We start from the raw sequence: 25,226 nt of genomic DNA on the forward strand, positions 1-25,226 counted from the left end.
CGTGGGTGCCGCGGCATCAGCTCGTGACGATCCCGGCGACGAGATTGATCGTGGTGGCCAGGATGCTCGCGCCGAACACATAGGACAGCAGGCAGTGCCGGAGGGCGATCGCGCGGATGGTGGAGCTGGAGACGTCGGTGTCGGAGACCTGGTAGGTCATCCCGAGGTTGTAACTGAAGTAGAGAAAGTCGACGTACTTCGGCCGGTCCTGGGAGTTGAAGTCGATCCCGCCTTCGGACGGCAGGTAGTAGAGGTACGCGTAGCGGGTGGCGTACACCAGGTGGAGCGACGCCCAGGCCATGAACACGCCGCAGAGCGCCGTCGCGGCCGCGACGTGACTCAGGTCCGAGCGGCCGACCAGGAGCAGCACCACGATGCCGACCAGTCCGCACAGGGCGGCCGCGACGACGACGAGCTCTTCGAGGACGGGCCGGAACTCCTCGCGGCGGACGTTGTGATGGGTGGTGGCCGCGTCCATGGGCCACAGCACCAGCCATCCCGTCACCACGAAGATCGTCTCCGCCGCGGCGATTCCGGCGAGCACTCCCAGCGGCGCGTGGGCCAGTACACCGGTGACCACGCCGATCACCGTGCCGGCGATCGCGGAGCCGAGGAGCCGGGGAACGGCGGAGAGCGCCGGCCGATGGTTCATGGACGTCACGGGTGACCACCTCGATGGCTCGGTGGATCACCGTGCCCGGCCGGGATGCCGCCCTTGAGACACAGGGCGAACAAAAAAGTACATCGCAGACTATCCGCGCACGCGCCGTGGTGCAGCCCGGCAGCACCACGGGCGCACCCTGCCCAGAACTCCCCCGGCCGCGGTCCGCGTACCGCACCGGCGGAAGCCGAGTGGCAGGTGCGGATCCGCCTGCATAGCCTGCCCGAAAGGATCGTTCTTCACCTCAGGTTCTTTTCACCTCAGGATCGTTTTTCACCTCGCGCTCGAATGGCGGAAGGGTTGAAGGCCTTGAGCGCCAACCAAGACGAGCAGCAGCCCCTGGAGCCCGCGGTCGGTCCCGCCCCCGAGGGCGATCCGGAGTTCCGCCCCTACCACCACCCCGCCGCGGGCTGGGGCGCGGCCAAGAGTGTGAGCCGTTTCCTGGTGCGCGAGGGCGCCCTGGTCGACGGTCCGCGGGCCATCATGCGGATGAACCACGAGAACACCGGGTTCGACTGCCCCGGATGCGCGTGGCCGGACGACACCAAGGGCCTGCACCTGGACATCTGCGAGAACGGGATCAAGCACGTCACCTGGGAGATGACCCGCAAGCGGGTCGGGCGCGAGTTCTTCGCCGCCCACTCGGTGACCGAGCTGTCCGGGTGGAGCGACTACGACCTGGAGAACCAGGGCCGGCTGACTGAGCCGATGGTCTACTACCCCGAGTCGGACCACTACGTCCCGATCAGCTGGAAGGACGCGTTCGAGCTGGTCGGCAGCACCCTGCGTGAGCTCGACGACCCGAATCAGGCATCGTTCTACACCTCCGGCCGGCTCGGCAACGAGGCCACGTTCCTCTACCAGTTGATGGCCCGTGAGCTGGGCACGAACAATCTGCCGGACTGCTCCAACATGTGTCACGAGGCCAGCGGCCGAGCCCTGCAGGCATCCCTGGGCACCGGCAAGGGAACCGTCGACCTCAAGGACTGGGAGTCCGCCGACGCCCTGTTCATCCTGGGAGTCAACGCCGCTTCCAACGCGCCCCGGATGCTCACCGCCCTCGCCGAGGCGTACCACCGTGGCGCACAGATCGTGCACATCAATCCGCTCGTCGAGGCAGCGGCCACACGCACCATCGTCCCCCACGACTTCACGGACATGGCCCTCTTCAAGACGACCCGGACCAGCACCCTCAACCTGCAACCGCGCATCGGCGGCGACATGGCTCTGCTGCGCGGCATGGCCAAGGCGATCCTGGAGCAGTCCGAATCCGATCCCAAGGCGCTGGACCGGGAGTTCATCGACCGGCACACCGACGGCTTCGAGGAGTACCGCGCGCTGTGCGAGGCCACCTCGTGGGAGGAGATCGAGACGCAGTCCGGGCTGGGCCGCGCCGACATCCTCAAGGCGGCGCGTGTGTACGGCGAGGCCGACCGCTCCATCGTCAGCTGGTGCCTGGGGCTCACCCAGCACGAGCACGGCGTGGACACCGTACGGGAGATCGTCAACCTGCTTCTGCTCCGCGGCAATCTGGGGCGGGAAGGCGCGGGCCCCGCCCCCGTGCGGGGGCACAGCAACGTCCAGGGCAATCGGACCTGCGGCATCGATCACCGCCCCGCCGACGAGTTCCTGGACCGCCTCGCCGAGGTCTGCAAGATCCGGCCGCCCCGTGAGCACGGTCTGGACACCGTCAATACGATCAAGGCGATGCAGCGCGGCGACGTGAAGGTGTTCGTCGGTATGGGCGGCAACTTCGCCCTCGCGGCACCCGACACCCCGGCCACCTACGCGGCGCTGCGCACCTGTGAACTCACCGTCCAGGTGAGCACCAAGCTCAATCGCAGCCACCTCGTCCACGGCCGCCGGGCCCTCATCCTGCCGTGCCTCGGCCGTACCGAGAAGGACCGTCAGCGCAAGGGCGTCCAGAGCACGTCCGTCGAGGACTCGATGAGCATGGTCCACCTGTCCATCGGCATGAAACGCCCCGCCTCGTCGCACCTGCTGTCCGAGCCGGCCATCGTCGCCGGCATGGCCCGCGCCGCCCTGCCCGACAGCGCCACGCCCTGGCAGTGGTACATCGAGGACTACGACCGGATCCGCGACACCATGGCCCGGGTCCTCGACGGTTTCGAGGACTTCAACCGCCGGGTGCGCCTGCCTCTGGGCTTCCGTATCAAGCAGCCCGCCCGTGAACTGGTCTTCCTGACCCCGTCCGGACGCGCCGAGTTCTCCGCCGCCGCCCTGCCCGACGTCGTTCCCGCCCCCGGCACCCTGGCGCTGTGCACCATGCGGTCGCACGACCAGTGGAACACCACCATCTACTCCGACAACGACCGCTACCGCGGCATCAAGAACCTGCGCACGCTCGTCTTCATGAACCGGGCCGACATGCGTGAACGCGGTATCGCCGACCTCGGCCCCGTCGACATCAAAAGCACCGCCAAGGACGGCAGTCAGCGGTCCCTCAACGGCTACCTCGCCATCCCGTACGACATCCCTCGCGGTTGTGCGGCCGGCTACATGCCGGAAATGAACGTGCTGTGCGCGCTCGGCGACTACAGCTCCCAGAGCGACCAGCCGATCATGAAACACGTCAAGGTCACCATCGGCCCCGCGGCCTGAGCGGGCAGCGCACGGGCGGCAGCGAGGGGCGCGCGGGCGGCGCCGGGCACCGCTTCGCCGCCACCGGACGAACCGCTCCAGGAGGACGTGGGCCCGCTGTTCCGCGGCGGCGAGTTCGGTGGGATCGATCTCCGCCGGCCAGAGCTCGTCCGTCGCGGCGTCGTCGGCCTCGCGCAACTCCACCACGGCTGCCGCCAGGTAGATCTGGAAACCGGGAACGACGGCTCCAGGCGGTCGTCCAGTGCGCGCTCCGCGTGTTCGGACGCCTCCGTGCACGCGGCCAGCGCGCGTTCCGCCCGGACCGCCGCATGGTCATGGACCACCAGCAGCGCACAGCCCAGCGCGATGACGATCCCGATGACGCTGCCCAGCGCACGACATCGGCACGGGAGTCGCGTACGGCCTCGCGCAGAGGTCCGAGGTCGTCCGACACCAGGCGGCGGCCGGTCACTTCCGCGCCGCAGCCTCGCAGCCACGGCTGCAGGAGCGGGCAGAGCGCGTCGCGGACCCGGCCGTCCCCGGGGAGGCCGGACTCCAGCAACTCGTCGCCGAGGACCAGCAGTTCCACGACCAGGCGGCGGGGCGCGCCGCACATGCGGGCGGTGCCGATGACCGAGCCCGCCCGGACGGTCCCGGTCGGGCTGGTGACCACCGCCCGGGAGCCGGGTTCGGTCATGGCCCGCGCCCTCATGGAGGTCGCCCGCCGCACCGATGTGGCCGCCGCTCCGGAGCGCCTCCCCCCGGACCCCGGACCGCAGTAGACGACGGCTTACGGCCACGGCTACGGCTTGCTGGCCTGGGTCCGGGGCAGTCTCGTGGCCCCGACGGCGGCGAACAGGCAGAAACCGAGCACCCACCAGAAGGTGTCGCCGAACGCCGCGGAGATGTCCGGGCCGCGGGCGGACAGCCGGTTCTGCAGGACCACGGCGAGGGCGGCGGTGCCGACCGAACCGCCCACCGTGTTGAGCAGGTTGAGCGCTCCGGACGCACGCGGGAGGTGCTCGGGCTCGATGCGGCTGTAGACGATGTTCATCACGGGCGCGCCGACCATGGCCATCCCGAAGCCGCGTACCACCAGCGCCGAGGCGATCACGGCGTCCGGGACCCCGTGGCCGAGCTGGGTGAACGGAACCGTACCCGCGAGGATCAGCACGATGCCGGTGACCACCAGGGTCCGCGGCGCGACCTTGCTGATGGTGCGGTTGACCAGCACCGACCCGGCCGCCGCGCCCAGCCCCTGGGGGGCGAGCAGCAGTCCGGCCTCCCACGCCGACATTCCGCGGCCGGTCTGGAAGTACAGCGGCAGCAGGAACATCGTGCCGAACACCGACGCGCCCAGTACGAGCAGGGCGACGGCGGCGGCGCCGAAGGGTGGCCGGGCGAACAGCCGGGGGTCGATCAGCGGCGTGCGGCGGGTCCGCATCCCGTGCACGGTGAAGCCGGCCAGCATCGCCAGTCCCGCGGTCACGCCGACCGTGGCCGGGAGGGTGCGGTCGTGGGCGACCTCGGTCAGCCCGAACACCAGCACGGCCAGGCCGGGCGAGAGCAGCAGGGCGCCCCGCAGATCGAACGCCGTCCGCCGTGTCGAGGGCGGCACCGCCGGCACGTGGCGGCGGGCGAGCAGGGCCGCGGCCACACCGATCGGCAGGTTGATCAGGAACAGCCACGGCCACGACGCCACGCCGAGGACGGAGCCGCCGACCAGCGGCCCGAACACCGGTGACAGCAGCGGGACGACCGCGACGACGCTGATCACCCGCCCGGTGCGGGCGGGGCCCGCGATGCGGGCCAGCAGCGCCTGCCCGGTCGCGGGCAGCAGCCCGCCGCCGAGGCCCTGGATCACCCGGAACACGATCAGGCTGGTCACCGACCAGGCCGACGCGCACAGAACCGAGCCGAGCAGGAACACGCCCACGGCGGCGAGCCAGGTCCGCCGGCCGCCGAACCGGTCGGCCAGCCAGCCGGACGCGGGCACGGCGGCGACGACGGCCAGCAGATAGGCGGTGGTGACCCACTGGATCTCGGCGACGGTGGCGCCGAACTCTTCGGTCAGGCTGTCGATGCCGACGCTGACGATCGTGGCGTCCAGCGTGGCCATGAAGGTGCCGAGCACCAGGATGAACGCGATCCGCAGCAGCTGTCCGTCCACCCGCTCGCCGGGCGGCGCGGCTTTCGCGCTCATCGTCCCTCCAGGAGATCGAGCACGTCGGCGTCGAGGTGCTTGTCCAGGGTGCGGAGCAGGTCGAGCAGCTCCTCGGCCAGCCCGTCGACGTCGATTCCGGCCCGGTGGGCGAGCACTCCGGTCCAGCCGTCCCCGTCCGGCATGACCGTCAGGGTCGCCGGGTGGTGCGTGGCCTCACGGAAGCGGGTGCCGACGACCGTGAGCCCTGGGGCGGGTTCACGGAGGCGATCCGGGTCGACCGGGTAGTTCTCGAACACCACCATGCTGTCGAACAGCCTGCGCCGCCCGGTCAGCCGTTCCAGGTCGGACAGGGCGACGTGGTGGTGCTCGACCAGTGCCCGTTGCCGGGCCTGCAGGCCGGCGAGCGTGTCGGCGAGTGTGCCGCCGAGCCGTGCCCGTACGGGAACGGTGTTGGCCAGCAGCCCGATGATCTCCTCCACGCCCTCCAGCTCCGGGGGACGGCAGGAGACCATGGCGCCGAAGCAGACGTCCGTGTGGCCGGACCGCCGTGCGAGCAGCACCGCCCACGCGCCCTGCACCAGCGTGTTCACGGTCAGACCGCGCCGGGCGGCGAGGCCGGTGAGGTCGGCCACCAGTGCCGCGTCGAACTCGATGACTTCGGGTTCCTGCCATGCCGGACCGGGTTCGGCACGGCCCAGGTAGTCGCCCTCGGGCAGACCGTCCAGTTCGGCCGCCCAGGCGCCGAGGTCGGGCTCGTGGTCGGCGCACCAGCGCAGGTAGTCGGCGAACGGCACGGGGGCGGGCAGGCCGTGAGCCCCGCCGCTGACCCTCGCCGTGTAGAGGGCGAACAGCTCGGTGAGGATGCGCGGGGCCGACCAGCCGTCGGAGAGCACGTGATGGCTGGTCAGGACCAGGTCGGCGCGGTCGGGGCCGCGCCGGATCAAGGTCAGGCGGAAGAGCGGGCCCCGAGCGAGATCGAACGGCTCGGCCAGGTCGGCCGCCAGCACCTCCTCGGTCGGCCCGTCGGCCACGCGGAACTCCGGCCGGGGCGACGTGGGGATCACCGCCAGGTCGGCGGGGAACACGGCGCCCAGGTTCGGGTGACGGTCCAGCAGGTCGGCGCCTGCGGCGCGCAGGGCGTCGGTGTCGAGCGGGCCGGCGAGGGAGAACGCCGACTGCACGGTGTAGGGGTCGGGGCGCTCGGTGCGCGAGTGCCGCAGCATCACCTCCTGCAACGGGGTGAGCGGCTGCATGTCGGCGACCGGGCGGTCGCGGTCGAGCGCGCCGATCTCCGGGGCGGCGGCTACACGCAGGAGCGCGGTCCGCAGGTGCTCGGCCAGGTCCTCGATCTCGGCGGCGGTGAACAGCGCGGACGGCCAGGTGATCCGGACCCCGAGAGTGTCGTCGCGTACCAGGGCGTTGACCATCAGGCTGTACGGCAGGGGCATCGCGTCGGAGCCGTTCGAGCCGAGCGGGTCGGCGTCCGGGGGTGCCTGCCACGGCGTCTCCCGGTCCGGGGCGCCGGGGTACTGGCCGAGGTAGTTCCAGGCGATCTCCGGTTCCACCGGGTCCAGCAGGCCCGCCGCGGTGAGAATGCCGTGGCCGAGGCCGTCGCCCTGCGCGCGCAGCCGCTCCCTGACCGCCTTCACGTCGTCGCCCGCGTCGAGCTGCACGGGGTGGACGGCGGTGAACCAGCCGACGGTCTGGGACAGGTCGACCTGCCGCGGGCGGCCGTGGCTCTCCAGCGCGACCAGCACCTCCGGGGTCCCGCGCCAGGCCCGTGCCGCCTGGGCGAGCGCCGTCAGCAGCACGGTGTCCGGCGTGGTGCGGTAGGCGGCCGGCAGGGTCGTGATCAGGGCGCGGGTCGAGTCGGCGTCGAGCCGGATCTCGTGGTGCGTCGCGGTGGCCACGGTGTCCCGCGCCGGGTCGAGCGGGCGGGTGAGCGCCCGGGTGGCGTTCACCCGCTGCCAGTGCGGCAGTTCGGCCCGCCGGTCGGCGTCGCGCAGCGAACGCGCCCAGCCGAGGAACGACTGGCCGTGCCGGGTCAGCGGTCCACCGGAGTATGCGTGCTCCAGGTCGTCCAGCAGGACGCGCCAGGACACACCGTCGACGACCAGGTGATGGGCGATCAGGACGAGGCGGCCCGGCCGGTCCGGTCCGGCGTCCACCCACACCACGCGCAGCAGAGGACCGGTGCGCGGGTCCATCGACTCCCGGGCCGCGGCGATCCCGGCGTCGACCGTGGCCCGCAGGTCGCCCGCCGCCCGTACCCGGGTCAGCACCTCGGCACCGGTCACCGCGCCGACCGGCGGGATGCGCAGCACGTCGCCGGCCAGGTGGGCCCGCAGTACGTCGTGACGGGCCAGGAGCGCGTCGAGCACGGCCCGCCAGGTCGTCTCGTCGCCGCCCGGCGGGACGCAGATCTCCACCCACTGGCAGAATCCGTCCGCGGCGGCCCCCGCGCGGCGCAGCAGGTTCCGCATGACCGGGGTCAGCGGCGCGTCCCCGACCGCGGGTGCCTCACCTCCGTCGAGGGCGCGCGCTCGCGCCGCGATCCCGGCGACCGTCGCTCCCTCGAACACGTCCCGCGCGCTCAGTCCGAGCCCTCGGCGCCGGGCCCGCGACACCACTTGCAGCGACACGATGCTGTCCCCGCCGATGGCGAAGAAGTCGTCGTCGGGGCCGATTTCTTCGGTGCCCAGGACGTCCCGGAACACGCCGAGCAGCAATGCCTCGGCCTCGGTGGCGGGTTCGCGCCGCGCGGCGGCCGCGGTCTCGGGAGCCGGCAGCGCGGCGGAGTCGAGCTTGCCGCTGGGGCTCAGCGGCAGCCGGTCGATCGGCACGAGCGCCGTCGGCACCATGTGGTCCGGCAGCTCCCCGGCCAGGTACTCGCGCACCCGCGCGGTGTCCAGGTCGGCGTCGTCGGTCGGGATGACGTAGCCGACGAGCCTGCCCTCCCGCATGATCACGGCGCAGGCGCGCACGTCGGGGTGGCCGGTCAGCGCGGACTCGATCTCGCCCAGCTCGACCCGGAAGCCGCGGACCTTGACCTGGTGGTCGGCGCGGCCGAGGAAGACCAGCTGTCCGTCGGGCCGCCACCGCACCAGGTCGCCCGTGCGGTACATCCGCTCGCCCGGCGGGCCGAACGGGTCGGCCACGAACGCGGCGGCGGTCAGACCGGGGCGGCCGAGGTAGCCGCGGGCCAGGCTCGGCCCGCCGAGGTACAGCTCGCCCGTCACGCCGACGCCGACCGGCTGGAGCCCGCCGTCGAGGACGTAGGCACGGGCGTTGGGGTCGGGGCGGCCGATCGGCAGCGGCCCGGCGTCGTCCGGATCGTAGTGCCAGGTCGTGGAGTTGATCGTGACCTCGGTCGGCCCGTAGGCGTTGAACAGCGCCCTGCGGCCCGCGCCCCAGCGTCGCGCCAGCTCGGGGTCGAGGCGCTCGGCGCCGACGACGAAGAACACGTCGGGGTCGACGGTGCGGTCGTCGGGCATCGCGGCCAGGAACGACGGGAGCAGGTTCACTCCGGTCACCCGGTGCTCGACGATGTAGTCGAGCAGTTCGTCGCCGGGTACGCGCACCTCCTCGGGCGCGATCACGGACGTGCCGCCGGAGAGCAGTGGCACCATGGTCTGCCAGAACGCGACGTCGAAGCCGGTCGACGCGAAGTGCAGGTACCGGTCGTGCTCGGTGACCCCGACGACCTCCTCCTGCAGCGCGATCAGGTCGGGCACGCCCCGGTGGGTCACACCGACGCCCTTGGGCCGCCCGGTGGTGCCGGAGGTGTAGATGACGTAGGCGAGCGCGTCCTCGGTGAGCCTGGCGCGTGCCTCGGCCGGGTCGGTGTCCGGCACGGAGGCGAGGGTGGCCGGGTCGTCCAGCCGCAGTACCGGGATCCCGCGGTCCACGGGCAGTTCGGCGCCGGTCGTCACGGCGGCTGCCGGGGCGATGTCGTCGAACATGTAGGCCAGCCGCTCCCGCGGGTAGCTCGCGTCCATCGGTACGTACACGGCGCCCGCCTTGGCCACGCCGAACAGTGCCACGGTCATCTCGATGTCGCGTCCGAGCAGGACCGCGACCGTGTCCTGGGGCCTTACCCCGCGCTCGATCAGCGCGTGGGCGACCCGGTTGGCCTGCCGGTCCAACTCTGTGTAGCTCAGGCTGCGGTCGCGGCAGACCAGTGCCTCGGCGTCGGGCCTGCGGCGCACCTGGGCGGCGAACTCGTCCAGCCAGTGGCCGCGTGCCCTGGCGGGGACGGCGGCGGTGCCGGTGCGCAGAATCCGCGCCCGCTCGTCGGGGTCGAGCGCGGGCAGCCGGAGCGCGGGCCGGGCCGGGTCGTCGACGATCTCCCGCAGGAGGTTGTGCAGCCAGCGGCCGTAGTCGCGCACGGTCGCCGCGGCGAAGGCGCGCGGCTGGTAGCCGAGGCCGATGGTGATCTCCTCGTCCGGGATCACGATGACGGTCAGCGCGTAGTGCGTGGCGTCGGTGATGTCCACCCCGGCCAGGTCGAGCCCGGGGGCGAGCGGAGTGCGATTCCGGCTGGAGAGCGGGAAGTTCTCCATGACGAGCATCGTGTCGAACAGCTCGCCGATGCCCGTGGCCCGCTGGATCTCGGGCAGTCCGACGTGGTGGTGCTCGGCCAGTGCGACGCTCTCGGCCTGCACCTGTGCCATGAGCTCCCGCGCGGTCCGGTCCTGGGTGTGCCGGACGCGTACCGGGATCGTGGTGCCGAGTTGGCCGATCATCGACTCCACTCCGTCGACCTCGGCGGGCCGCCCGGACACCGGGCAGCCGAACACGACGTCGCGGCGCCCGGTGAGTCTGCCCAGCAGCAGGCCCCACGCCGTCTGGAGCACCGTCGTCAGCGTTACGCCCTGTTCGCGGGCGAACGCGCGCAACCGGTCACTGAACTCGCGGCCCAGCCCGACGGTCTCGCGGCCGGGCCGCTCGACGCCGGTCCCGGTGCTCGCGGGTGCCAGCCGCGTCGCGTCGTCGACGCCGGCCAGCGCGTCCCGCCACGCGGCGAGCGATGCCTCCCGGTCCCGGCCCGCCAGCCACCGGAAGTACTCCGGCAGCGGCGGGGCGGCGGGGGCGGCGGGGCCGCCGCTCAGCTCGGCGTAGATGGCGAGCAGGGTGCGGCCGACCAGCGGCATCGACCAGCCGTCGAGCAGGGCGTGGTGGTTCGTGATCACCAGCTTGTGTTCGGCGGGCCCGACACGGGAGAGCAGGAAGCGGATCAGCGGCGGCCGGGCCGGGTCGAAGGGGCGCTCCAGATCGGCGCGGGCCGCTTCGGGGAACCGGTCGTCCTCCCGCCAGTCCAGGGCGACATCGGCGGGGATCACCTGCACCACGTCGTCGCCGGCCGTGCCCAGGTACACGCGCAGGGCGGGGTGGCGGCGGAGCAGTTCGCGTGCGGCCTCGGCCATCCGCTCCGGCTCCAGCTCGCCGGCCAGGGTGGTCACGGCCTGGACGACGTAGACGTCGGTGTCGTGGTCGTCGCGGACCAGGGTGTGGAAGGACAGCCCGACCTGGAGGGGTGTGGCGGGCAGTACGTCAGTGATGCGGCCGGTGCGTTCGAGGGCGTCGATGGCGGCCTGGTCGAGGTCGACCAGGGGCAGGTCCGACGGGGTGAGCCCGCCGGGGGTGTGGAGCGCGTGCGCGGCCAACGCGTCCAGCGCCGCGGCCCAGGCCTGCTGGAGGGCGTCCACGGCGTCGGTGCCGAGCACCCCGGTCGCGGCGGTCCACTCGACGGCGAGCCGTGGCTCACCCTCCTCGTGGACGAAGCAGTTGAGGGCCAGCACCTGTTCCAGGGCCTTGGCGCCGGGCTCGATCACCGAGAAGGCGTCGTGCTCCGGCAGGCTCCATCCGGTTCCGGACAACGGGGCGAACCGGCCCAGGTAGTTGAGCAGCACGTCCGGTGGCGGGGTGGCCGCGAGCTCGCTGCCGGCCTCCGGGTCGAGGTGGCGCAGGACGCCGTATCCGACACCGCCGTCGGGGACGCCGCGCCGGGCCTCCTTGGCGGCGCGCAGTGCCTGCCCCACGTCGTCGGAGGCGGGCACGCGCACCGGGTACTCGCTGGTGAACCAGCCGACGGTGCGGGACAGGTCGAGGTGTTCGCGGCCGTGGCCCTCCATCGAGACGGTCACCGCGTCGCCGCGCAGGCCCCAGCCCCGCAGTGCGAGCACCAGCGCGGCCAGCAGCACCTCGTCGACACCGGCGCGGTACGCCGCGGGCAGGGTGGTCAGCAGCGCCTCGGTGGCCTCGGCCGAGGCCACGGTGACCGACCGGTGGGCGGTCGACACCGTGTCCAGCGTCCGGTCCAGCGGCCGGGCACCCAGCCGGGAAGCGGAGCCGAGCGCGGTCCGCCAGTGGTCGAGTTCGCCGCGCCGCGCGCCGGATTCCCCCTGATCGGCGAGGAGCAGGGCGTGCCGCCGCCAGGAGGCGCCGACCGGATCGAGGGTGCCGCCCGTGCAGGCGGTGTGGAGGTCGGGCAGCAGGATGCGCCAGGACACGCCGTCCATGGCGAGGTGGTGGACGACGATGACCAGCCGGTCCAAGGTGTCGTCGCCGGTACGGAGCAGGGCCGCTCGCAGCAGGTCGCCCGACCGCGGATCGAGTTCGCCCGCCAGCCGACCGGCCAGGGCGGTCACGTCCTCTCCGTGGAACTCGCCGACCGCGGCCCGCACCATGCCGCGGGGCAGTGTCTCCAGGCCGTCGGCTGCCCGCAGCCGCAGTGCGTCGTGGTGGTCGAGCACGGCTTGCACGCCCGTGACCAGGTCGTCGTGGTCGAGTCCGTCGACCCGCAGGGCGGTCCACTGCGCGTATCCGGCGACGACGTCCACGTCGGGATGCGGGTCGAGCAGGCCGCGCACGATCGGCGGGGCGGGCACCGACCCGACCGGGTCGTCCACCGGCTCGTCAGCATCCTCCAACAGCTCGGCGGAGGCTGCCAGAGCGGCGAAGCTGCGGCGCGCCAGCAGGTCCCGGGGCCGCAGTCCGAGGCCCGCCGCCCGCAGTCTGCTGCTGACGGTGATCGCGGTGATGCTGTCCCCGCCCAGCGCGTAGAAGTCGTCGTCCACGCCGACCCGTTCGATGTCGAGCGCCTCGGCGAGGACCGAGCACAGCAGCCGCTCCCGCTCGGTGCTCGGCTCCCGGCCGCCGCCGGGCAGCGCGGGTGCGGGCAGGGCGGCGCGATCGAGCTTGCCGTTGGGCGTGACCGGCAGTCGGTGCAGCACCACCACCGCGCCGGGCACCATGTGCTCGGGCAGCCGCTCGGCCAGGTGGGCACGCGCCTCGTCCCCGGTGACCGAGGTGGACACGACGTAGCCGACCAGCCGGGACGACCGCACCGCGGCGGCCGCCGCGGTGACCCCGGGCACCGCCGCGAGCGCCGCCTCGACCTCGCCGGTCTCCACCCGGTGACCGCGGATCTTGACCTGTCCGTCGCCCCGGCCCCGGTACTCCAGGCCCCGGCCGGGCACCCACCGGGCCAGGTCGCCGGTGCGGTACATCCGCTCGCCCGGCGCTCCGAACGGGTCGGCGACGAAGCGTTCGGCGGTCGCCCCGGGCCTGCCGAGGTAGCCGCGGGCCAGGTGCGGCCCGGCCAGGTAGAGCTCGCCCGCCGTGCCGTGCGGCACCGGCTGCAGCGCGCTGTCCAGCACGTAGATCCGGGTGCCCGCGAGGGGGTGGCCGATCGTCGGTTCGTCGCCGTCGATCCGGGCGGTGGTGCTGTCCACGGTCGCCTCGGTCGGCCCGTACATGTTGCGCGCGGTGATCCCCGACTCGGCGACCCGCCGCCACAGCGCGGGTGGTGTGGCTTCTCCGCCGAGGACCAGCAGCGTCGGCCGCCGGTCCAGCAGGCCGGCGTCGACCAGGGGCGAGGCCATCGACGGGGTGGTGTCCACGATGTCGATGCCGTCGCGGGCGTACGCGGCGAGCAGGGCGTCGGCGTCGCGGGCGGTCTCGGTGTCGTAGACGTGCAGTTCGTGCCCGCACAGCAGCCACACCAGGTGGTCGAAGGCGGAGTCGAAGGCGAACGAGTAGGTGTGGGCGGCGCGCAGCCGCCTGCCCGCGGCCCGCTCGGCCTCCGCGACGACCGTCGACCGCTGGTGGTGGAGCAGCGCGGCCAGGCCGCCGACCCGGCCGAGTACGCCCTTGGGGCGTCCGGTCGACCCGGAGGTGTGGATGACGTACGCGAGGTGCTCGGGGTGCCGGGGCTCGGCCAGCTCATCGGCCGTCAGGGGGGCGTCGGACAGTCCGGCGGCCTCGCCGAGCAGGGTGTTCCAGGGCAGCCCGTCGACCGCGCCGGTGGTCAGTACCAGCACGGGGCGGGTGTCGTCGATCAGTTCGCGCAGCCGCTCGGGCGGGTGTGCGGCGTCCAGGGGCAGGAACGCGGCGCCCGCGTCCAGTACCGCCAGCAGGGCGACCACGGAGTCGGCCGAGCGCGGCAGTGCGAGCGCCACCACGTCGTCGGCCCCGATCCCGCGGGCCCGCAGGACACGGGCCAGCCGGTGCACCCGGCCCGCCAGGTCCGCCGCGGACAGCCGGTCGTCACCGCACACCAGGGCCGCGCGCCCAGGGCCGGCGGCGACCATCGTGTCGAACGCGGTCGGCACGTCCACCGGCGTACCGGGCAGCGCGGGCGGGCACCAGTCGGTGAGCAGCCGGTCCACGTCGTCGGCCAGGGCGATCCGTCCGACGGGCAGGCCGTCGGTCAGCCCGGACAGCAGTGCCCGGAGCCCGGACAGCAGGCTGTCGACCGCGGCCTGGTCCTTGGAGCGGTCGTCGACCTCGAAGCCGAGCAGCAGCCCGCCGTCACGGGTCGGCAGGACGCTCAGGCCCATGTCCTCCGGCGGACCGCCCGCGACGTTGCGCATCACACCGCCGGCCCCGGCGAAGTCGATCGCCAGGTCGAACGCCTTGAGGTTGATCCCGCGCCCGTGCAGCAGCGCGCCCGCGCCGGGCACTCCGAGGTCCCGCGGCAGGTCCTCGCCCCGGTACCGCTGGTGTTCACGCATCTCGCGCATGGCGGAGGCGACCCGTCGGCTCAGTTCCCCGAGTCCGTCCCCGCCGCGCACGGTCACCCGCAGCGGCAGCACATTGACCGCCATGGCGGGGGTGCGCAGTTCGGTCGAGCCCGCCCGGCACATCAGCGGCAGCGCGAACACCACGTCGGTGCGGCCCAGCATGCGGTGCAGGAAGGCGGCGTAGCCGGCGATCAGCGCCTCGCCCCAGGTGACGCCCTCCCGGTCTGCGAACGCGCGCAGCCGGGCGGTCTCGTCGGGCGCGACGACGGCGCGGGCGGTCAGGGTGCGGCCGGGCAAACCGGCGGCGGTGTCGTGGTCACCGAGGTCGGGCAGCGGGGTGAACCGCTCGACCCAGTACGCGCGGTCCTCGGCGAACCGGTCGCTGTCCCGGTAGGCCCGGTCGGCGGCGACGAGGCCGGCGAACCCGCCGAAAGTCGAGCGCGGCGGCTCGGTCCCGCGCACCAGCGCGGTGTAGCGGGCGGCGGTGCGGCGGGCGAGCATCGCGGCGGTGTAACCGTCGAAGACCAGGTGGTGGCCGAGCTGGGTGTACCAGACCTCGCGGTCGGACAGCCTGATGACGGTGCGTGCGTACAGCGCCCGGTCCACCATCCCCCGGCAGGCCTCGGCCGCCCGCCCTCGCTCGGCGTCGACGAGCGCCTGGGCCGCGGCCACCGGATCGGCCGCGCCGCTGACGTCGACCACCTCGGGCAGCGCGACCGGCTCCTCGCTCACCGCCTGGCGTGGCCCGTCCGGCGTGTCGTACACCCGCAGTCGCAGGGTCTCGGCCTCCTCGGTGGTCGCCCGGACCGCCTCCGCCAGCGCGTCCACGTCGACCGGCTCGCTGCCGGATATCTCCACCACGTCGCCGACCAGGTAGTACGGCGAGTCGGGTTCGAGGCGCTGCGCGTTCCAGATGCCCAACTGGGCGCTGGTCAGGGCGAGGAGGCCGTCCGACGACACGCTTGCGGTGCTCAACTTACTCTCCTAGAAGTGTGGGAACGACCATCGGTGTGCCGGTCACCGGGTCGGGGACGATGACGCTCGGCAGGTCGAACACGTCCTTGATCAGCGCGGCGTCCACGATGTCCGCGGGGTCGCCCTCGGCGACCACTCGGCCGTCCTTCATGGCCACCAGGTGGTCGGCGAAGCGGCACGCCTGGTTGATGTCGTGCAGGACCGCGACCACCGTGCGGCCTTCGTTGCGCAGCCTGGCGAGCAGGCCGAGCAGCTGGTACTGGTGGGTGATGTCCAGGAACGACGTGGGCTCGTCGAGCAGCAGGTAGGGCGTCTGCTGGGCGAGCACCATGGCCATCCACACCCGCTGCCGCTGTCCGCCGGACAGCTCCTGCACCGGCCGGTCCCCCAGGTCGCCGACACCGGCGGCGGCCATCGCCCCGTCGACGGCCTCGTCGTCGTCCGTCGACCACAGCGCCAGCATCGACTGGTGCGGGAACCGTCCCCGGCCCACCAGTTGCCGGACCTTGATGTCGTCGGGTGCCAGCGGATCCTGCGGCAGGAAGCCGAGTTGCTTGGCCAGTGCCTTGGTCGCGTAGCCGCCGACCGCGCGGCCGTCGAGTTCCACGTGGCCGGAGTCGGGGCGCAGCAGCCGGACCAGCGCACTCAACAGGGTCGACTTCCCACAGGCGTTGGGGCCCACGATGGCGGTGAACGCGCCGTCGGGGACGTCGAGGCTCAGCCGTGTGGACACGACCCGGTCTCCATAGCGCAGGGTGATGTCCCGCGCCTTCAGGCGTGCGGTCACGCGCGCCTCACCTCCTTGGTCAGCAGCCAGATCAGATAGCAGCCGCCGATCGCGGTACTCACCACGCCGACGGGCAGCGCGACGGGCGCCAGCAGCATCTGGGCGATCAGGTCGGCACCCAGGAGCAGTACGGCCCCGGTCAGCGCGGCCGGGAGCAGCGGCACTCCGGCGGCGCCCGCGAGTCTGCGGCCGATCTGCGGGGCGGCCAGGGCGATGAACGCGATCGGGCCGGCCACCGCGGTCACCGTGGCCGTACAGCCGACGCCGACCAGCACCATGAGCAGCCGCAGCCGGTCGAGTCCGACCCCGGTGGTCACCGCGATCGCGTCGCCGAGCGATGCCTGGTGCATGGCGTGGGCCCGCGAGGCCATCAGGATCAGCAGCACGGCGATCACGGTGAACGGAATTCCCAGGTCGGCCCAGCCCACGCCGTTGAGCGAGCCCGCGCTCCAGCCGACGGCGGCGATCGCCACCTCCAGCTCGGCGCGCAGCACGATCCAGGAGTTGATCGCGGTCACCATCGCGTTGAACGCGATGCCGATCACCACCAACCGCAGCCCGGAGAAGCCCCGTTCGAACGACAGCAGGTAGATCGCGGCCGCGACGGCCAGCCCGCCGACCACCGAGCCGACGGCCAGTTGGGCGGACGTGCCCGACAGCACGGTGAGGGCGACCAGGGCACCGGTGTAGGCGCCTGCGTCGAGGCCGATGACGTCCGGGCTGCCCATCGGGTTGCGGGTGAGGTTCTGGAAAATCGCCCCCGCCACACCGAGCGCGGCGCCGAAGACCAGGCCGGCCAACACGCGCGGCAGCCGCCAGTCCCGGATCACCACGGAGTGGTCCGTACCGGTCAGCGCGGCGAACACCTTGCCGGGGCTGGACCATGACGCCCCGTAACACAGCCCGAGCAGGCCCAGGCCCAGCATCAGGGTCACCAGTACCGCGGAGAGCACGACGGTGCGGCGTTCGGCCCTCAGTCCGAGTGAGGTCACAGTGATCCCGCCCCGTAGCGGCGAACGGCCCAGATCAGCATGGGGCCGCCCAGGAACGCGGTCACGATGGCCACCGGCACCTCACCGGTGGGCAGCAGGACCCGCGATCCGATGTCGGCGACCAGCAGCAGGATCGGACCCAGCACCATCGTGTAGAGAATCAGCCAGGGCACCGAGCCCCCCGCCGGCTTGCGGACCAGGTGCGGCACGATCAGTCCGACGAACAGGATCGGCCCGGCCACCGCCGTCGCCGCCCCGCTGAGCACGGTGATCAGCACCAGGGCGGTGGCCCGTATCCGGCCCACGCCCGCACCGAGCGTGTGTGCCACGTTCTCCCCCAGCGTCAGGGCGTTGAGTGCCCGGCTCAGCAGCAGCGCGCCGAGCAGGGCCACGGCGATCGCGGTCAACGGCAAGGCCAGCGGCGCCTGTTCACGGCCCGCCAGCGACCCGACCGACCAGAACCGGTAGGCGTCGAAGACGTCCGGGAGCATCAGCCGCATGCCCAGCGCGACGCCGCCCAGCACCGCGGTCAGGGCCACGCCGGTGAGTACCAGGCGCAGCGGTGAGCGCTGCCCGACCGCGGCGACCAGCAGCGCCGCGAGTACGGATCCGGCGATCGCGAAGCCCAGTTCGCCCGCCTGCCCAGTGGCCAGGCCGAGCGCCGAACCGATGGTGACGGCGAACCCTGCGCCTGCGGTGACCCCGAGGATGCCGGGCTCGGCCAGCGGGTTGCGGGCCAGTGTCTGGATCAGCGCGCCGGCCACCGCGAGCGCGGCGCCCACCGCGATGGCCAGCAGCGCGCGCGGCACCCGGACGTCACGCACGATCACGTGGTCGTCGGTGCCCTGGTAGTTGAGCAATGCCCGCACGACCTCGGCGGGCGGAACGTGGCGGGCCCCGACGCCCATGCTGAGCACGGCGATCACTGTCAGCAGCAGCAGTCCGCCGACGAGCAGGCCGATCTGTGGTCCGGCCCGCCCTGTTCCCGCCGCCCGGGACGCGCGGCCCGCGACGGTCACCGGTTCAGCAGCGGAGCGAGCGACTTGTCGATCGCGTCCAGGGTCACGATGGCCTCACCGTAGGTCGCGGCCTCGGTGTAGCGGAACGGGAAGGCCTTCCCCGCCTTGACTGCGGGCAGGTTCTTCCAGAGCTTCGAGTCCAGGACGTACTGGACGGACTTGGGGACGCTGCCGTCGGCGTTGACCGAGTAGGTCATGACGTCGGCCTCACGGAAGGCCGCCGGGAGCTCCTCGATGGACGGGTACTCGCTGACCGCTTGCGAACCGGGGCCGGGCTTCTTGACCTTGCCGTAGTACTCCGCGCCCATGTCCTCGGCGATGTTGGTGCCCCACGAACCGTTGAACTCACGCTGGAAGGTGCCCTTGGCGGCGTCACCGTACGAACCGACGTGGCCCAGCTTGAGCTGGGGCAGCACGTCCTTGTACTTCTTGGCCAGCTCCGCGGCCTTGGCCTCGTATGTGTCCTTCGCGGCGTCGAACTGCTTGAGCGAGCCCGCGGCGTCGGACTGCTTGCGGGACAGTTCGCGCCACGCGGACGGCACGGTCGGACCGATCGCCACGACCGGGGCGATGCCCTCCAGCCGCTTGACGTCGATGTCGCCGAGTACAGGGGCGGGGACACCGATGACGATCAGATCGGGTTCGGCCTCGGCGATGGCCTCGTAGTTGGTCTCGGTCGCCAGCTCGCCCGCCACCTTGGGGAGCTTCTTGTACTCGGCCAGGTCCTCCTTGGACATCATCGGCTCGCCGCGCTTCCACGACGAGATCCCGACCAGCGGCGTATCGGCCTCGATGAGGGCGGGCACGGCATAGCCGGTGGCCACCACACGCTTCGGTTCGGCCGGGATGGTGATCTTGCCGTTGTCCGCGGCGAACACCCGGGTCCCGCCCTTGTCCGAGGCGTCCGACCCGCCATCCGACGACGACCCGCACCCGGCCAGGACGAGGGTCAGCGACACGGCGCCGACCAGGCCGAACGATCTGCGTATGGACATGCAATGCTCCTTGGCACTTAGGTAAGGCTCACCTTAGTTGATGGCCTTTGGGCAGGACAACCAGGGAGCGGCATCACGCCACCCCTGTCCAGCCGGTCGATCAGTGGTCGTCCTCGTCGAAGTCGGCGACGCCGCGCTTCCAGTAGCCGGTGATGTCGCTGTCGGCCTTCCCCAGCCGCAACTCGTCACGGACCCAGCGGCGCAGCGGCTTGATCTGCCCCGCCTCCCCCGCGGCCCACACGTAGACCCGCTCCCCCTCGGGCACGGTCACCGCGGTCGCGGCCCGCGCCAGTGCGTCGCCGGTTCCCGCCGGCAGATCGCCGCGGTGCAGCCAGCGCACCTCGACCCCCTCGGGCGCTGACAGCTCGATCTCCTGCGCGGCGTCGACGACTTCGACGAACGCCCAGCCCTTCGCGCTCCTGGGCAGTTCCTCCAGCCAGCGCGCGATCGCGGGCAGGGCCGTGATGTCACCCGCGAGCAGATAGCGGTCGTAGGTGTGCGGGACGATCATCCCGCCGGGCGGCCCCGCGATGTGCATGATGTCGCCGGGCCGGGCCTCACACGCCCACTCCGACGCGAGGCCACCGTCGTGCAGGGCGATGTCGATGTCGATCTCGCCCGCGACCGGGTCGTAACGGCGCACGGTGTACTCCCGCGAGATGGACGCCGGTCGCGGCCAGTTCAGCATCAGCCCGTTCGGCTCGGGCAGCCGCAGCGAGCCGTCCGGATCCGGGAAGAGCAGTTTCACGTGCTCGTCCGGCGAGTGGGCCTCGAACCCCTCGGCGCCCGCCCCGCCCAGGGTCACCCGCAGCAGGCCGGCGCCGACCATGGCGGTGCGTACGACCTCGGTCGCCCGGATGCCGATCGGGTAGCCCACCTTCTCGGCCTGGAGGCCCGCCCGGACCTCCGCGATCCGGTCCAGGTGCCGGTGCCGGTGGTCGACCCGGCTCATGCGGCACCACCCGTCAGCAGCGCGGTCCAGTGCCCCAGTTCGGGCTGCTCGGCCAGGTCGGCGAAGTCCAGCGTGGCCGCCCCCGCGGTGCGCCAGCGGTCCACCAGGACCATGATCCGTACCGAGTCCAGGCCGAGGTCGACCAGATTCTCCTCGGGCGCGATCTCGGCGGGGTCGCAGCCGAGCAGCTCCGCGACGTCGGCACGGACACGATCGGGCGACAAGGTCTGTTGCATCGGGTTGCTCCTGCGGGGATGGGCGCCGACAGCGTGGTCAGCGCCTCGGCGGTGGTGATGGTGGACACGACGCCACGACACGGGGCGACGCACGCGCACGCCCGGTCGTTGGCGTTCACGGGAGAAGTCGACGGCCCCGCCGGGACACCTGCGGCTCGCCATAAACTCAGGCAAGGCTAACCTAACTCATTGACGCCGCTCACGTGAGGGCGGATCCAGCGACATGCGACACCGACTCCACATGACCGCCCGTCACATCGCCGCGCAGCCCCACCGATACGCCCCCTGGTCGACATAGGTTAGGTTACCCTTACCTAACTTTCCCCCAGGAGGTTGCTCATGCCTGAGCACATACCGGACAGAAGCGGCGAGTTCGACGGCCGCACTGTCCTGGTGACCGGTGCCGCACAAGGCATCGGGGCGGCTGTCGCCGAGCTGCTCGCCACCCTCGGCGCCCGGGTCGCCGCCACCGACCGCGCACAGGACGGCATCGACGCCCTGGCCGCTCAGTGGAATCGGCGACGGGCGAAGAAACCGGAGGGCGAGCGCTCGACGGGTCGCCTGGAGCCGTACGTCATGGACGTCACCGACCGGCCCTCGGTCGAGCGAACCGTGGCGCGCGCCGAGCGCGAACTCGGCCCCGTCGACGTCCTGGTGAACGTCGCGGGCATCCTGCGTACCGGCCCCGCCACCGAACTCTCCGCCGAGGACTGGTCGGACACCTTCGCGGTGAACACCGGCGGTGTCCTCCACGTCTCGCAGACCGTCGCACCGCGGATGGCCGAACGGGGCAACGGCTGCATCATCACCGTCGGTTCCAACGCCGCCGGGATACCTCGCACCGGCATGGCCGCCTACGCCGCGTCGAAGGCGGCGGCCGTCATGTTCACCAAATGCCTGGGCCTCGAACTCGCCCGCAGCGGCGTACGTTGCAACGTCGTCGCACCCGGGTCCACCGACACGGCGATGCAACGCGCCCTGTGGACCGATTCCGGCGCCGAGCAGCGTGTCATCGACGGGGACCCGGCGACCTACCGCACCGGCATACCACTGGGCCGGATCGCCGCCCCCGAGGACATCGCCGACGCCGTCGCGTTCCTCGCCTCGGACCGCGCCCGCCACATCACCATGCAGGAGCTGTGCGTCGACGGCGGCGCGACCCTGCGCTGAACCGTCCTCAGCCCTTCCCCCACCTCATCCCCCACCCGCTGACGGAACCATCGAGAATGGAGTCACCGTGTCGACGGCTTCCCAGGTCGCCACGCACGTACCCCCGGCCGATCCGGCCCACCCCGCCGTAGGCGCGGCCACCTCGCTCCTGGACGCCTACGCACCGGGCGACCGCTTCCTCGCCACCCCCGGCCGCACCCTGCTGGCACACGGTGCGGCACGCCCCGTACCGCACGACGCGAGGCCCTTGGAAGAGCGGGTGAACGCCACCCTGGCCGAGGCCGGCGCGGCCGGGCAGGAATCGCCTGTGGTCATCGGCGCCATCCCGTTCGACCACGAGGCACCGGCCGCCCTGAGCGTGCCGACAGCGTTGCGCATCGCGCCGCCGCTCGCCTCCGATCCACTGATCGCCCTGCCCGCCGGCATCTCCGGCTCGGCGGACTGGCGGATACGCCCGGTGCCCGAACCCGAGGTCTTCGGAGCGGGCGTCGCCTCGGCCGTGGAGCGCATGTGGCGCGGGGAGTTCAGCAAGGTGGTGCTCGCCCGCACCCTCGAACTCACCTCCCGCTCCCCTCTCGACCTGCCCGCGATGCTCCAGCGCCTGGCCCGCCGCGACCCCGTCGGCTATACCTTCGCGCTGCCGACCGGGGCCGGCCGCACCCTCATCGGCGCCAGTCCGGAACTGCTGGTCTCCCGGCAGGGGCAGCAGGTGGTGGCCAATCCGCTCGCCGGATCCACCCCGCGCAGCACCGACCTCGCCGAGGACGTTCGCCGTGCCGCCACGCTGCTGGAGTCCGCGAAGGACCTGCACGAGCACGCCGTCGTCGTGGACGCCGTCCACCAGGCCCTGGCCCCGCACTGCACGGAGCTGACCGTCCCCGCCCGGCCGACACTGATCCGCACCGCCACCATGTGGCACCTGTCCACCACGGTCACCGGTACACTCGCCGACCCCGACACCTCGGCCCTGGCTCTGGCCTGCGCCCTGCATCCGACCCCCGCCGTGTGCGGCACCCCCACCACGACGGCACGTCAGGTCATCGCGGAGACCGAGCCGTTCGACCGCGGCTTCTTCACCGGAGTGGTGGGCTGGGGCGACGCCCGGGGCGACGGCGAGTGGGTCGTCACGATCCGCTGCGCCGAGGCCGAGGAACGCACGCTGCGCCTCTACGCGGGCGCCGGCATCGTGGCAGCGTCCGTGCCCGAGGCCGAGACCGCCGAGACGGCGGCCAAGTTCCGCACCTTCCTCAGCGCTGTGGGGGCCGAGCTGTGAACCTGGACGACGCACCCACCTGGCCGGCCGAATTCGCCGAACGGTACCGGGCCGCGGGCTGGTGGCGCGGCGAGACCTTCGGCGCCATGCTCCGGGAACGTGCCGCGGCCCACCCCGACCGGATCGCCGTGGTCGATCCCGTCGCGGAAACCCGATGGAGCTATGCGGAACTGGACCGGCGCGCCGACCGGCTGGCCGCGGGCTTCCTCGCCCGGAACATCACCAAGGGCGACCGCGTGGTGGTGCAACTGCCCAATGTCGCGGAGTTCTTCGAGGTCGTCTTCGCACTCTTCCGGATCGGTGCGCTGCCCGTCTTCGCGCTGCCGGCCCACCGCGAGACGGAGATCTCGTACTTCTGCGAGTTCACCGAGGCGGTCGCATACGTCATCGCGGCGGAACACGGCGGCTACGACTACCGCGAGCTGGCGGCGAGCACCCGCGCCGGTGCGGCCGCGCTGCGGCACGTGTTCGTCGCCGCCGGGGACCCGGGCGAGTTCGAGGCACTGTCCGACGTGGCGGAGGATCCGGTCGGATACGGCGCTCCGCGCCCGGACGACCTGGCATTCCTCCAGCTCTCCGGCGGCAGCACCGGCGTACCGAAGCTGATTCCGCGCACCCACGACGACTACATCTACTCGCTCCGCGGTTCCAACGAGATCTGCGGGGTCGACGAGGACAGCGTCTACCTCTGTGCGCTGCCCGCGGCCCACAACTTCCCGCTCTCCTCCCCCGGTTCGCTCGGCACGCTCTACGCCGGCGGGCGCGTGGTGCTGTGCCCGCAGCCCTCCCCCGAGGTGGCCTTCCCGCTGATCGAGCGGGAGGGGGTCACCATCACCGGGCTGGTCCCGCCGCTGGCCCTGCTGTGGACCCAGGCGGCCACCGCCACCGCGCACGACCTCAGCAGCCTGGACGTCCTGCTGGTGGGTGGCGCCAAGTTCAGCGAGGAGGCGGCGCGGCGGGTCCGGCCGGCGCTCGGCTGCACCCTGCAGCAGGTCTTCGGGATGGCCGAGGGGCTGGTCAACTACACCCGGCTGGACGACCCGGTCGAGGTGATCGTCACCACCCAGGGGCGGCCCATCTCGCCGGACGACGAGATCCTGGTCGTCGACGACGAGGACCGCGAGGTCGCGCCGGGCGAAACGGGCCACCTGCTGACGCGGGGGCCGTACACGATCCGCGGCTACTGGCGGGCACCGGAGCACAACGCCCGCTCGTTCACCGAGGACGGCTTCTACCGCACGGGCGACGTCGTCCGGGTCACCCGGAGCGGGCACATCGTCGTCGAGGGACGCGCCAAGGACCAGATCAACCGGGGTGGCGAGAAGATCGCCGCCGAGGAGGTGGAGAACCACATCCTCGCCCACCCGTCCGTGCACGACGCCAACGTGGTGGCCGAGCCCGACCCGTATCTGGGTGAACGCACCTGCGCGTACGTGATCCTGCGCCCGGGCGCGGGTCCGCTGAAGCCGGTGGACATCAAGCGGTTCGTACGAGAACGGGGTCTGGCCGCGTACAAGGTGCCGGACCGGGTCGAGTTCGTGGACGCGTTCCCGCAGACCGGCGTCGGAAAGGTCTCCAAGAAGGACCTGCGGACCGCCGCGGCCCGCAACGCAACCGCCGCCTCCCCGAACGCCTGAAACCTCCCGGGCCTGCCACCTGGCCCGGCTTCCCCGCACTCCTGAACGGAATCTCCGCACCATGGCTCTGCCCGCCATTGCCCCGTACCCCATGCCGGTCGCCGACGAGCTGCCCGCCAACCGGGTCGAGTGGACCGTCGACCCCGCGCGCGCGGTGCTCCTCGTCCACGATCTGCAGAACTACTTCCTGTCGGCCTACGACTCCCAGTCCTCACCGATTCCCGAACTGCTTTCGCACGTAGCGGAGTTGAAGAAGGAAGCGACGCGAATCGGCGTACCGGTGCTCTATACCGCGCAGCCCGGCGGACAGAGCCCGGACGAGCGCGGACTGCAGCAGGACTTCTGGGGTCCGGGCCTGCCGGACGACCCGTACGCCGCCGCCATCGCGGACGCCGTCGCGCCCGGCGAGGGTGACACGGTGCTCACCAAGTGGAAGTACAGCGGCTTCGTCCGCACCGATCTCCTGGAAAGGCTGCGTGAACAAGGCCGCGACCAGATCGTCATCACCGGTGTCTACGCCCACATCGGGGTCCTCATGACCGCCTGCGACGCCTGGATGCAGGACATCCAGGCCTTCGTGGTGGCCGATGCGGTGGCCGACTTCTCCGCCGAGGACCATGCGATGGCACTGCGCTGGGCGGCCGGCAAGTGCGCCGCCGTCACCAGCACCCAAGACGTCTTCCGTGACGGGAGCCGACCGCTGCCGAGGGCGTAGGCTTCGCTCAGCATGGACACGGC

General features: G+C 72.3%; 16 protein-coding genes. 6 read left to right on the forward strand and 10 right to left on the reverse strand.

Annotation, left to right across the window (positions count from 1 at the left end; all coding sequences use genetic code 11):
- Positions 1-16: 16 nt before the first annotated feature.
- The gene (locus OG978_RS05790) at positions 17-652 is read right to left on the reverse strand and encodes a DUF1345 domain-containing protein (RefSeq protein WP_326769945.1); all 636 of its coding nucleotides are present in this window, start codon (positions 650-652) and stop codon (positions 17-19) included.
- 297 nt (positions 653-949) lie between these two features.
- Between OG978_RS05790 and OG978_RS05795 the strand changes: the two genes are divergently transcribed.
- On the forward strand, positions 950-3,283 hold the full coding sequence (locus tag OG978_RS05795; RefSeq protein ID WP_326764147.1) for an FdhF/YdeP family oxidoreductase: 2,334 nt from the start codon (positions 950-952) through the stop codon (positions 3,281-3,283).
- Here the strand turns inward: OG978_RS05795 and OG978_RS05800 are convergent.
- On the reverse strand, positions 3,261-3,959 hold the full coding sequence (locus OG978_RS05800; protein ID WP_326764148.1) for a molybdopterin-binding protein: 699 nt from the start codon (positions 3,957-3,959) through the stop codon (positions 3,261-3,263). The two genes, OG978_RS05795 and OG978_RS05800, sit on opposite strands and share 23 nt — an antisense overlap.
- On the opposite strand from OG978_RS05800, the gene OG978_RS05805 reads away from it, so the two are divergent.
- A complete protein-coding gene (locus OG978_RS05805) occupies positions 3,892-4,044 on the forward strand; it encodes a hypothetical protein (RefSeq protein WP_326770315.1) in 153 nt (50 codons plus the stop codon). The genes OG978_RS05800 and OG978_RS05805 overlap by 68 nt on opposite strands.
- A gap of 20 nt (positions 4,045-4,064) precedes the next feature.
- Here the strand turns inward: OG978_RS05805 and OG978_RS05810 are convergent, their stop codons facing one another.
- From OG978_RS05810 to OG978_RS05845, 8 genes are all read right to left on the reverse strand, one after another.
- Positions 4,065-5,465: an MDR family MFS transporter gene (locus tag OG978_RS05810; RefSeq protein WP_326764149.1), complete on the reverse strand. Its 1,401-nt coding sequence runs from the start codon at positions 5,463-5,465 to the stop codon at positions 4,065-4,067.
- Positions 5,462-15,427 (reverse strand): non-ribosomal peptide synthetase, encoded by a 9,966-nt coding sequence (locus OG978_RS05815; protein ID WP_326764150.1) that lies wholly within the window; start codon positions 15,425-15,427, stop codon positions 5,462-5,464. Before OG978_RS05815 ends, OG978_RS05810 begins: the two co-directional genes overlap by 4 nt.
- 1 nt (position 15,428) lies before the next feature.
- Positions 15,429-16,214: an ABC transporter ATP-binding protein gene (locus OG978_RS05820; RefSeq protein WP_326764151.1), complete on the reverse strand. Its 786-nt coding sequence runs from the start codon at positions 16,212-16,214 to the stop codon at positions 15,429-15,431.
- Positions 16,211-17,140, reverse strand: a complete 930-nt coding sequence (locus OG978_RS05825; RefSeq protein ID WP_326769946.1) for a FecCD family ABC transporter permease — start codon at positions 17,138-17,140, stop codon at positions 16,211-16,213. Before OG978_RS05825 ends, OG978_RS05820 begins: the two co-directional genes overlap by 4 nt.
- A gap of 62 nt (positions 17,141-17,202) precedes the next feature.
- The gene (locus OG978_RS05830; protein ID WP_326764152.1) at positions 17,203-18,225 is read right to left on the reverse strand and encodes a FecCD family ABC transporter permease; all 1,023 of its coding nucleotides are present in this window, start codon (positions 18,223-18,225) and stop codon (positions 17,203-17,205) included.
- Positions 18,222-19,220, reverse strand: coding sequence for an ABC transporter substrate-binding protein (locus OG978_RS05835; protein WP_326764153.1), 999 nt, complete (start codon positions 19,218-19,220; stop codon positions 18,222-18,224). The genes OG978_RS05830 and OG978_RS05835 overlap by 4 nt, the downstream gene beginning before the upstream one ends.
- A 100-nt stretch (positions 19,221-19,320) precedes the next feature.
- Positions 19,321-20,172 carry a siderophore-interacting protein gene (locus OG978_RS05840; RefSeq protein ID WP_326764154.1) on the reverse strand — a complete coding sequence of 284 codons (852 nt, stop codon included), beginning with the start codon at positions 20,170-20,172 and terminating at the stop codon, positions 19,321-19,323.
- Positions 20,169-20,408 (reverse strand): phosphopantetheine-binding protein, encoded by a 240-nt coding sequence (locus OG978_RS05845; RefSeq protein WP_326764155.1) that lies wholly within the window; start codon positions 20,406-20,408, stop codon positions 20,169-20,171. The genes OG978_RS05840 and OG978_RS05845 overlap by 4 nt, the downstream gene beginning before the upstream one ends.
- A gap of 339 nt (positions 20,409-20,747) precedes the next feature.
- Between OG978_RS05845 and OG978_RS05850 the strand changes: the two genes are divergently transcribed.
- The 4 genes from OG978_RS05850 (at position 20,748) to OG978_RS05865 (ending at position 25,203) form a co-directional block, all read left to right on the forward strand.
- Positions 20,748-21,578, forward strand: coding sequence for a 2,3-dihydro-2,3-dihydroxybenzoate dehydrogenase (locus OG978_RS05850; protein WP_326764156.1), 831 nt, complete (start codon positions 20,748-20,750; stop codon positions 21,576-21,578).
- A 67-nt stretch (positions 21,579-21,645) separates the two neighbouring features.
- A complete protein-coding gene (dhbC, locus tag OG978_RS05855; protein ID WP_326764157.1) occupies positions 21,646-22,851 on the forward strand; it encodes an isochorismate synthase DhbC in 1,206 nt (401 codons plus the stop codon).
- Positions 22,848-24,488 carry a (2,3-dihydroxybenzoyl)adenylate synthase gene (locus OG978_RS05860; RefSeq protein WP_326764158.1) on the forward strand — a complete coding sequence of 547 codons (1,641 nt, stop codon included), beginning with the start codon at positions 22,848-22,850 and terminating at the stop codon, positions 24,486-24,488. The genes dhbC and OG978_RS05860 overlap by 4 nt, the downstream gene beginning before the upstream one ends.
- Before the next feature lie 61 nt (positions 24,489-24,549).
- Complete coding sequence (locus OG978_RS05865; RefSeq protein WP_326764159.1) at positions 24,550-25,203, forward strand: isochorismatase family protein; 654 nt, start codon at positions 24,550-24,552, stop codon at positions 25,201-25,203.
- Positions 25,204-25,226: the final 23 nt, after the last annotated feature.

This window comes from Streptomyces sp. NBC_01591 (assembly GCF_035918155.1).
Classification (GTDB): Bacteria; Actinomycetota; Actinomycetes; order Streptomycetales; family Streptomycetaceae; genus Streptomyces.

Bases quoted from the DNA above. Each gene is read 5' to 3' on its own strand.
- OG978_RS05850 (WP_326764156.1), top strand. From the start codon at position 20,748: ATGCCTGAGCACATACCGGACAGAAGCGGCGAGTTCGACGGCCGCACT.
- OG978_RS05835 (WP_326764153.1), bottom strand. From the start codon at position 19,220: ATGTCCATACGCAGATCGTTCGGCCTGGTCGGCGCCGTGTCGCTGACC.
- OG978_RS05865 (WP_326764159.1), top strand. From the start codon at position 24,550: ATGGCTCTGCCCGCCATTGCCCCGTACCCCATGCCGGTCGCCGACGAG.
- OG978_RS05840 (WP_326764154.1), bottom strand. From the start codon at position 20,172: ATGAGCCGGGTCGACCACCGGCACCGGCACCTGGACCGGATCGCGGAG.
- OG978_RS05790 (WP_326769945.1), bottom strand. From the start codon at position 652: ATGAACCATCGGCCGGCGCTCTCCGCCGTTCCCCGGCTCCTCGGCTCC.
- OG978_RS05795 (WP_326764147.1), top strand. From the start codon at position 950: ATGGCGGAAGGGTTGAAGGCCTTGAGCGCCAACCAAGACGAGCAGCAG.
- OG978_RS05825 (WP_326769946.1), bottom strand. From the start codon at position 17,140: ATGCTGGGCCTGGGCCTGCTCGGGCTGTGTTACGGGGCGTCATGGTCC.
- OG978_RS05845 (WP_326764155.1), bottom strand. From the start codon at position 20,408: ATGCAACAGACCTTGTCGCCCGATCGTGTCCGTGCCGACGTCGCGGAG.
- OG978_RS05800 (WP_326764148.1), bottom strand. From the start codon at position 3,959: ATGACCGAACCCGGCTCCCGGGCGGTGGTCACCAGCCCGACCGGGACC.
- OG978_RS05810 (WP_326764149.1), bottom strand. From the start codon at position 5,465: ATGAGCGCGAAAGCCGCGCCGCCCGGCGAGCGGGTGGACGGACAGCTG.
- OG978_RS05805 (WP_326770315.1), top strand. From the start codon at position 3,892: ATGACCGAGCCCGCCCGGACGGTCCCGGTCGGGCTGGTGACCACCGCC.